Here is an 8380-nt window from a genome sequence, read left to right as displayed (position 1 = left end):
GGCGGTACTCCCGCACCGGGCCGGCGTCCTCGCGCAGCCGGGGCAGCGGCAGCGAGCGCACCCGCCCGTCGTCGGTCACCACGACCGCCGCGCCGCCGCCGTCCGGCGAGGCCGGCACCAGGTACGCCAGGGCGTCGACGCCCAGCCGGCGCAGCGCCTCGCCGACCTCGGCGGGCTCGGGCGGTTCGAGCAGCCCGTCCGCGGAGCCGTCCGCCCGGGCCGCGTCGGCGAGCACGGCCAGCACCTGGCCGCGCAGCCGGCTCGGCACCGTCCGCGCGGGCCGCACCAGCGCGCTCTCCCCGGGGGCGGGCTCCGCGGCACCGGTGCTCAGCCACTCCTCGGCGAGGTCCGGCCGCCCCGCGGCCGTCAGCCGCTCGGGGACGGAGCGGGCGACGGCCGCCGAGTGCAGCACGAGGCCGCGGCAGGAGTCCAGCGCCTGCAGGGCCTGCTCCGGGACGCCGTCCTCCAGGCACCAGGCGGCCGCCTCCAGCGCGGCCTCGGTGGCCCGGGCGGCGGCGGTGGCGGCGTGCTCGGTGCCCGACTGCAGCAGCGCCGCCCAGGCGAAGCCGCGCAGGGCGTCCAGTCCGGCGTGCCGGCCCCGTCGGCGGTCGTCGCGGGCGGCGTCGGCCCGCAGCCGGTAGGCCCGGCCGAGGGTGAGGCAGGACGCCGCCCAGAGCCGGTGCGCCGGGCCGTCGAGGCGGGCGACGGCCCGCTCCAGCAGCACCACCCCCGCCTCGTAGCCGCGGCGGTCGCCGGTCGCGGCGGCCTGCCCGGTGCGGCCGTTGCCGAGGGCCATCGCGTAGCGCACCCAGTCCTCGGTGTCCTCGCCGACCAGCCCGAGCGCCTCCTCGACCAGCTCCAGGCCCTCGGCCAGCAGCCGCAGGTCGCCGCGCGGGCCGGCCGTCAGGCAGCGGGCGATGCCGCCGTCGCCGAGCAGCCAGGCCCGGTGCTCACGGGGCAGCCGGGCCGCCTGCCGGCGCAGTTCGGCCACGGTCGGCCTCCCCGGGGGCGGTCCCAGCTCGCGGGCGCCGAGGCGGCGGGCGAGCGCGTCGCGCAGGTTGTGCGAGTGCTCCAGGGCCAGCCAGAGCTCGGCGCGGCTCGGGTCCTCCGGGTCGAGCGCGCGGTACACGGCGGCGAGTTCGGCGACGGCCCGGTCGGCCCCGGCCAGGTCGCCGCGCGCGGCGGCGCGCTGCGCCTCGAAGCCGGCCCGCTGGCCGTCCATCAGGCGCCGCAGGTAGGGGGGGAAGTCCGGGTTGTCCCGCAGCTGCTCCATCGCCTCCAGCGCGGACTCCATCTCGTCACCGCGGGCCTGCAGTTGGCCGAGCTGCGCCGAGGCCATCGCGCGGGCCAGGTCGACCCCCGCCCGGAGGCGCTCGTCCTGCCCGTCCAGGAGCGCGGCCGCCGCCTCCAGCTGGGCCAGCGCCTCCTGGGTGGAGGCGGGGTCGCCCTTCGTCACGCCCTCCCGCATCCGGGCGGCGCCGAGCATGCCCTGGACGGCGCCCCGGGTGGTGGCGGGCCCCTCGAAGGCGGCGGAGCCCTGGAACAGGGCGGCCTTCTCGGCCTCGCCGACCAGGGTGCCGTGCGGGTCGATCAGGGGCAGCGCGCCGAGCAGCCGGGCCCCGAACAGGGCGCGGTCCGGGCTGTCCGGGGGCAGCTCCTCCCACATCCGGTAGAGCCGCCGGAACCCGTCCTTCGTGTGCTGGTCGAGCGTCAGGTCGTTGGCGAGGTGGCTGAACTCGGCGTTGTTGAGGTTGATGAAGCTCCGGCCCTCGGTGATGTCCTCCTGGAGCTCCCGGGCGGCCTTCAGGGCGTCGGTGTAGACCGGGTCGTCGACCGGGGCCAGCGGGTCCGGGGCGTTGCCCGGCTCCTCCGTGCGGGCCCAGGCGAGCAGGATCCGGGCGGTCTGCCGGACGGCGGGGATCGCGTCCTCGGACAGCGCCTCGGTCGCGCCGCGGACCACGTCCGGAAGCCGCCGCCGGTCCCGGTCGTCGAGGTAGCGGGTGTGCTGGAGCACGGCGAGCAGGGCGGCCGGGGCCCACAGCGGGCCGTCCCGCTCCGGCTCCCAGCGGTGGACGGCCTCCCGGAGCAGTCCGAGGGCGCGGTCGCGGCCCTCGTTGTCGTCGCGTTCGGCGGCCCGGTCGTAGAGCAGGCGTCCGAAGGCGTCGAGGTAGATCGGGGGGAGGGTCCGCACGGCGTCCGGCCGGGCCAGCACCGGCGCCAGTTCGGCCTCGGCGGCGGCCGGGTGGGAGCGGTCCTCCCACTGCCACCAGAGCAGCGCGCGGATGAAGATCGCCCTGGTCTCGGCCTCCTCGGCCCACACCGGCGGTTCGGCCGCGCGCTGCCGGGCGGCGGCCAGGGCGGCCCGGAACTCCCGCCGGGCCTCCTCCAGTTCGGCCCGGTCGGCCCGGTTGCGGCCGGTCCACAGCAGCGAGGTGGCCAGGCCGTAGCGGAGCAGCGGCGCGTCCTGGTCGGCGCCCGCGGCGGCGAGGGCCGAGCGGTAGTGCCCGACGGAGGCCTCGGCGTCCTCCGGGCTGTTCGCGAACCGGGCCCGCTCGTAGTGGAGGTGGCCCAGGTCGGCCCGGAGTTCGACGGCCTGCGGACTGTCCGGCGCCGCGTCGGGCAGCGCGTCGTGGTGGCGGCGCAGGGCGTCGTCGATCAGCGGCAGGCGTTCGGGCGGCGGGGCGCCGTCGGTGATCCGGGCCTTGGTGGCCAGGGCGATCAGCCGCCGGCCCAGCACCTGGACGTCCGGGTGGGCGCCGGGGTCGGCGGCCAGTCCGCGCAGGCCGGAGTCGACCAGTTCGTAGACGTGGTCGAGGAGTTCGGCCGACGGGTCGAGGTCGTACTGGAACGCGCGGACGTGCCCGTACACCACCCGCCAGGCGTGCCAGAGGTCGTCCTCGCCGGGCCGGGCGAAGGCCCGCTCCATCGCCTCGGCGGCCAGCCGGAGGTCCTCCGGGCGGTCCTGGCGCAGGTGGAGCCGGTAGCTCTGCTCCCCGACCGTGGCCCAGGCGGTCGGCGCGTCCGGGTCGTCCGGGGCGTGCGCCACCTCGGCGAGCAGCGCGTCCCGTTCGGCGCGCAGTTCGTCGTCGGTCGGCTCGGCCGGTTCGGTGCTCTCTTCCACGGCGGTGCTCCTGCTGCGGGCGCGCTGCGGCGCGCTGGGGACGTGGGACCGGAACGGGGGCGCTACGGTGCGACCTGGGCGTGGTACGGGGCGAGGACGGCGTTGAGCCGGCGCAGCCCCTCCGGGGTGTCCAGGTCGATCGGCGGGACGCCGGCGGGCTCGACGGCGCCCGCCGGGCAGCGGTCCAGGAACAGCACCGCGGCGCGGTCCGCCGGTTCGCGCTTGGAGGGCCAGACGAAGCCCTGCGACCAGGGGGCGGTGTGGGCGCGGATCCAGTGGCCCCAGGCCCGGGTGAACGGGTACTCCGCCGCCTCCGCCTGGACCAGCCAGGCGTCCTGGGCCACGCTCGCCAGGTCGCGCCCGGCCACCAGGGAGACCACGGTGACGTCGGCCGCCAGGCGCAGGAACGACAGCCGCCGGCCCCGGACGGCGGCCCGCTGCACCAGCCGCGGCCCGGCGGCGGGGTCGAAGGGGATCGAGCGCAGCAATGTCTCGCAGACGGCCGCCTCCACGGTCAGCCCCGCGTACAGGAAGCCGTAGTCGTCGAGCGCGGTGCCGTCGAACCGGCCGCCGCCGTAGAAGCAGTCGGCCGGATTGCCGTTGAACGCGGTGGCGGAGCGACGGGCCGAGTGCACCCGGACCAGCTCCGTGCCGGCGGCCAGGGTCACCCTGGTCGGGTTCCCGGGCAGCTTCTCGGGCGGGCGGACGTTGACCACGGACTACTCCTCCTCGGTCAGGTAGCGGGCGGCCTCGACCAGCCGGCCGTCCTGGCCGGTGCCGAGCAGTGCGGACGGGACGGCGTCGAGCAGGGCGTCGCGGGACAGCCACCAGTCGCTCACGCCCCACGGGTCCCGGTCGCCGCCGAGCAGGGCGTTGACGTCCAGGACGGCGATCCACGGGGTGGCGGCCTCGGCGAACTGGAAGGCCGGCAGCCGGACCGCCCCGCCGGTGCCGGTCAGGCGGAGCAGGCCGGACGCGTCCGGGTCCCCGCCCAGCCCCCGCACCTCGGCGGCGGACAGCGCCGGAGCGGCGAGCAGCCGGCGGCGGACCGCGCCCAGCACCGGGCCCACCATCCGGGAGCCGTCGAGCACCAGGACGGCGAGGTCGGAGGCGCGGAACCCGAGGTGGGCGGCGTCCACCGCGCCGGCGGTGAACCGCGGGGAGCCGGTGCCGGCGGCCTGCGGCAGCAGCGGCAGCAGGAGCCGCGCGGCCTCCTCGGCCGCCTCCCGGTGGTCGGGGCGGTCGGGGCCGTCCGGTCCGCGCAGCCGCTCCAGCAGCCCGGCCAGCCGGGCGGCCCGGTCGGCGGGGAGCCGCGCCGACAGCCGGTCCCAGTCCGCGGCCGCCGCGGCGAGTACCAGGTAGGGGTTCATCCGTCTCCTCTCAGGCGGCGCCGAGCAGTCGCTCGACGACGTCGGCGGCGGCCGGGCGGCGCATCACCAGGTGGACCTCCCAGTCGGCGCCGCGGGCCGCCTCCGCCTCCACAGCGGCCCAGAGCGCGCCCAGACTCGCCTCGTAGCGGAGGCCGCCGCGCCCCGAGCCGAGCAGCGGGAAGGCCACCGAGCGCAGCGGCGGGTCGAAGGCGGTGCGCTCGCCGGCCATCGTGGCGAAGACCCGGGCGGCGGCCCGGGTGATGTCGGCCAGCAGGACGTCGTAGTCGTTGCTGTCCGAGCGGGGGACGGCGGTGACGGCGTGGTAGATCCGCCGCACGCCCTGCTCGGCCAGCCGGCCGGCCCCGGTGGGAGCCACCGTGCCGGGGGCGACGGCCCGACCGGTGACGCCGTGCCGGGCGGTCCAGGCGCGCAGCTCGTCGTGGACGAGGTCCTCGACCACGTCGCCGCCCGGGCCGCGGCTCGCGCCGGCCCGCCGCAGCGCCGCGGCCACCGAGGACTTGTAGGTGGCCGGGAGGGCGAGGAAGGTGTTGGCCGGCGAGACCACCACGTCGACGTCCCGCAGCAGGTCCACCGGGTGGACGTGCAGGGTGAGCGGCACCGTCCGGCCGCCCGCGTCCGCCAGCACGGTCCGGTGGGTCGCGGGGAGCTGGTGCGGGGGCCTCCCGGCGGCCCCGCCCGCGCCCGCGCCCGCGGCCCCGTCACCGGTTCCGGCCTCGGTCCCGGTCCCGGTCCCGGCTCCGGACTCGGGCGAACGCGCGGCGAGTTCGGCCAGCTGCTGCGACAACTGGCCCAGCAGCACCACTTCGTGGTACTTGCGGAAGCGCTCGACGCTCACCCTGTACACGTCGGCGGCGCGCCTGCGGCGGTCGGCCGCGGCCCAGTCGCGGGTGCCCCGGGCCAGGCCGAGGCTGAACCCGGCGGCCTCCTGGAGCGTCCCGGCCTCGATCCGGGACAGGGCCAGCCGCAGTACCGCCTCGATGGCGGCGGCCCGCGAGGACCGCCCGCCGGTCGTGCCCACCCGGGCGGCGATCCGGCCCAGCGCCGGGAGTTCCAGGTCCCGCAGCCGCACCACGCCCGCCCGCCGGACCTGGCGGAGCTCGGCCATGATCGACTCGTGGTCGGGGTCCTGCCCGGGGCCGTGATCGGGCGCGTCGGCGCGGGGGTGATCGTGCGGCATGGGCGACAGGATTCCACCGCGCCGAGGACCGGGACAAGTTCGGCCCGGCCCCGGCAGGCATATGCACCGGGCCCCTTCCCGCCCGCCACAGGGGACTCATTCACCACCCGCGCACCATCTTGGGCGCCTTGTGGCGGCTTTGGCCGAAATTCGTCTCCGGTGGGTCTACGATCTCCCAACGTCGGACCGAACCAAGGCCGTTGACGATCTTTGGGGGTGACATGGGCCTGCTCGGCGATGACCTGCCGTTCGCCCGTACCCTGAGTGCGCACGACCATGAGGCGTTCCTCGCGCTCGGCGCTCCGAAGGCCTACGACCCCGACCAACGGCTGGTCGCGGAGGGGGACCGCACCACCCACGTCCTGCTGGTGCTGACCGGCTGGTCCATGGTCCACGTGGCGACCGACCGCGGGGCCACCCGGCTCGTCCTCGGTCTGCGCGGCCCGGGCGAACTCGTGGGCGAGCTGGCGGCGCTGGACGAGCGGCCGCGCAGTGCGACCGCGCAGGCACTCGGCCCGGTCGAGGCACTGGTGATCCCGGGGGAGCGGTTCCGGCGGTTCCTGGCCGAGACCCCCCGGGTCGGCAGCCGGGTGATGTCCCAACTCGCCTCCCGGCTGAGGGAGTCCGACCGCGAACGGTCCGCCTTCGCCTCCCTCACCGTCGTCCAGCGCCTGGCCCGGCGGCTCGTCGAGCTCTCCGCCACCGGCGCCACCGCCCGGGCGGCCGACTCCCGCGGCCCCGGCGGCGGTTCGACCGCCGTCGTGCACCTGGCGCAGGACGACCTCGCGGCCACCGTCGGCGCCACCCGGGAAGCGGTGGCCAAGGCCCTGAAACTGCTCCGCGACCAGCGCCTGGTGCGCACCGGCACCCGGATGGTCGAGATCCTCGACCCCGCCCCGCTCCTGCTGCTCGCCCAGGGGCAGTACGGGCAGGGGCCGGGAGCCGGGGGCCGTCCGAACACCTGAGCCCCGGGCGGCCCCGAACACCCGGGCGCCCCGTACGTCCCGCACATCCCGAACGTCCCGAGCACCCGAGAACCGACCGAGCGAGACCCGAACACCAGGACCCGAACAGTCGAGGCCGGCGTGGAGCCGGGCTCCGGCCGCGCATGTAAACCATCACAGACAACCCGGCATGCGGCGCCGGATCCTGGCGGCATGTCGAAGACAACCGCGGGGGTGACCATGCTCGACCAGGCAGTCGACGCCGTGTACCAGCTGGTGGTCAGCGTGGACGTCCGGAGGTCCGGCGCCTACGACGACTCCGGGAAGACCCGGATGCGCGGACAGCTGTACGCCGTGCTCGACCGGGCGTTCGCCGAGGCCGGGGTGCCGGCCCCCGCCGTCCACCGGGAGGACCGGGGCGACGGCATCCTGGCGGCCCTCGGCCCCGACATCCCGCCCGCCCGGATCCTCGGCGTCTGGGCCAACGAGGTCCAGGAGCAACTGCGCCGGCTGAACGCGGGGTTGCGGATGCCGCTGGGGCTGCGGGTCGGCCTGCACGTCGGCCCGGTCACGCGCGACGCCCAGGGCATCAGCGGACACGCCGTCGACCTCGCCTGCCGGCTCGCCGACGCGGACACGGCCCGCCGGGTGCTCGACCGGGACGGAGCCGACCTGGTCGTGGTCGTCTCCGACTCGCTCTACCGCGAGGTGGTCTGCCACGGCGGCCGCTTCGTCGATCCCGAGGACTACGGCCCGGCCCTGCTGCGGCTCAAGGACGGCACCACGCCGGCCTGGGTCCGGCTGCCCGGCCGGCCCCGGCCCGCGCCGCTGCCGGAGGACGGGGGACCGGCGGAGTCCGACCCGGGCGGGCCGTCCGACGGCCCGCCCGACGGCCCTTCCGGCGAGCCGCCGCGGGGACCGTCGGGAGGGCCGCCGCGCCCCGCGCCCGGCGGAGCGCCGAGTGAGAGGCCGGGCGACACCTCGTTCCACACCCGCAACACCTACAACGGGCCGGTGCACATCGGCCGCACCGTCAACGGGGGGCAGCATGCCTGAGCCGCTGAACACCGCCGGGGCCGCCGAGCTGAAGCCGCCGAAGCTGACCCTGAAGAAGGACCTCCCCCCGTCCGCGGGCGCCGACCCGGTCCGCTCCCAGCCCCCCGGCGACCAGGACCGGGGCGCCGGCGACGCGGGAGCCGCCGGAGCCGAGGGGCCGAAGCCGGAGGCCGCCTCCGGGGAGGAGGCGGCCGGGGACCAGGAGCGGATCGACCGGGAGCAGGCCGCCGACCGGTTCCGCGAGCGCAGCCGCGACCGCCTGCTCGACGAGGAGGGCGACGAGGAAGGGGCCGCCGCCGGCCTGGGGGCGACCTTCCGGGCGCACCGCGAGGCCCGTGGCGCCTACCGGGTGGCCGGCGACCACAACCTGTTCGACCGCAACGTCTTCCACCAGGCCCACATCGGCGACATCCACCTGCGGCTGGACAGCCGGCAGGCGGTCGGCGCGGTCAGCGGGCCGGTCCCCGAGTCGGAGCTGCGGCGGGTGCGCCGGATCTACCGGGAGCCGGAGGGCTACGTCGACCTCCAGCGGGCGCTGCGCCGCCAGCGCGTCCTGGTCCTCGCCGGCGCCCCCGGCACCGGGCGGACCTGCACCGCGCTGGCGCTGCTCGACGAACTGACCCAGCACCGGACGGCCGCCGAGGACACCGCGCCGGGCGCCCCGGCGGCCGGCAGCGCCCCGGGCGCCGCC

Annotated in this window: 6 protein-coding genes and 1 pseudogene; 3 read left to right on the top strand and 4 right to left on the bottom strand. The window is 77.5% G+C overall.

Features of this window, described 5'->3' with window-relative positions:
* The 4 genes from AB0E96_RS35070 to AB0E96_RS35055 form a co-directional block, all read right to left on the bottom strand.
* On the bottom strand, positions 1-3121 hold a 3121-nt coding region (locus AB0E96_RS35070; protein WP_359829851.1), incomplete at its 3' end, for a CHAT domain-containing protein.
* A 62-nt stretch (positions 3122-3183) separates the two neighbouring features.
* Complete coding sequence (locus tag AB0E96_RS35065; protein ID WP_359829849.1) at positions 3184-3837, bottom strand: RES family NAD+ phosphorylase; 654 nt, start codon at positions 3835-3837, stop codon at positions 3184-3186.
* Between the two features lie 3 nt (positions 3838-3840).
* The gene (locus AB0E96_RS35060; protein ID WP_359829847.1) at positions 3841-4491 is read right to left on the bottom strand and encodes a hypothetical protein; all 651 of its coding nucleotides are present in this window, start codon (positions 4489-4491) and stop codon (positions 3841-3843) included.
* Between the two features lie 10 nt (positions 4492-4501).
* Complete coding sequence (locus tag AB0E96_RS35055; protein ID WP_359829855.1) at positions 4502-5617, bottom strand: macro domain-containing protein; 1116 nt, start codon at positions 5615-5617, stop codon at positions 4502-4504.
* 293 nt (positions 5618-5910) lie between these two features.
* Between AB0E96_RS35055 and AB0E96_RS35050 the strand changes: the two genes are divergently transcribed.
* The 3 genes and pseudogenes from AB0E96_RS35050 to AB0E96_RS35040 form a co-directional block, all read left to right on the top strand.
* Entirely contained in the window at positions 5911-6654 is a 744-nt protein-coding gene (locus AB0E96_RS35050; RefSeq protein WP_359829853.1) for a Crp/Fnr family transcriptional regulator, read from the top strand.
* 192 nt (positions 6655-6846) lie between these two features.
* Entirely contained in the window at positions 6847-7689 is an 843-nt protein-coding gene (locus AB0E96_RS35045) for a hypothetical protein (protein ID WP_359829845.1), read from the top strand.
* A pseudogene (locus AB0E96_RS35040) lies at positions 7682-8380 on the top strand (hypothetical protein); the annotation flags it as partial. The gene AB0E96_RS35045 and the pseudogene AB0E96_RS35040, both read left to right, overlap by 8 nt.

It is taken from the genome of Kitasatospora sp. NPDC036755 (assembly GCF_040636595.1).
GTDB lineage: Bacteria > Actinomycetota > Actinomycetes > Streptomycetales > Streptomycetaceae > Kitasatospora.
This window is presented reverse-complemented; position numbering and strand designations above follow the sequence as displayed.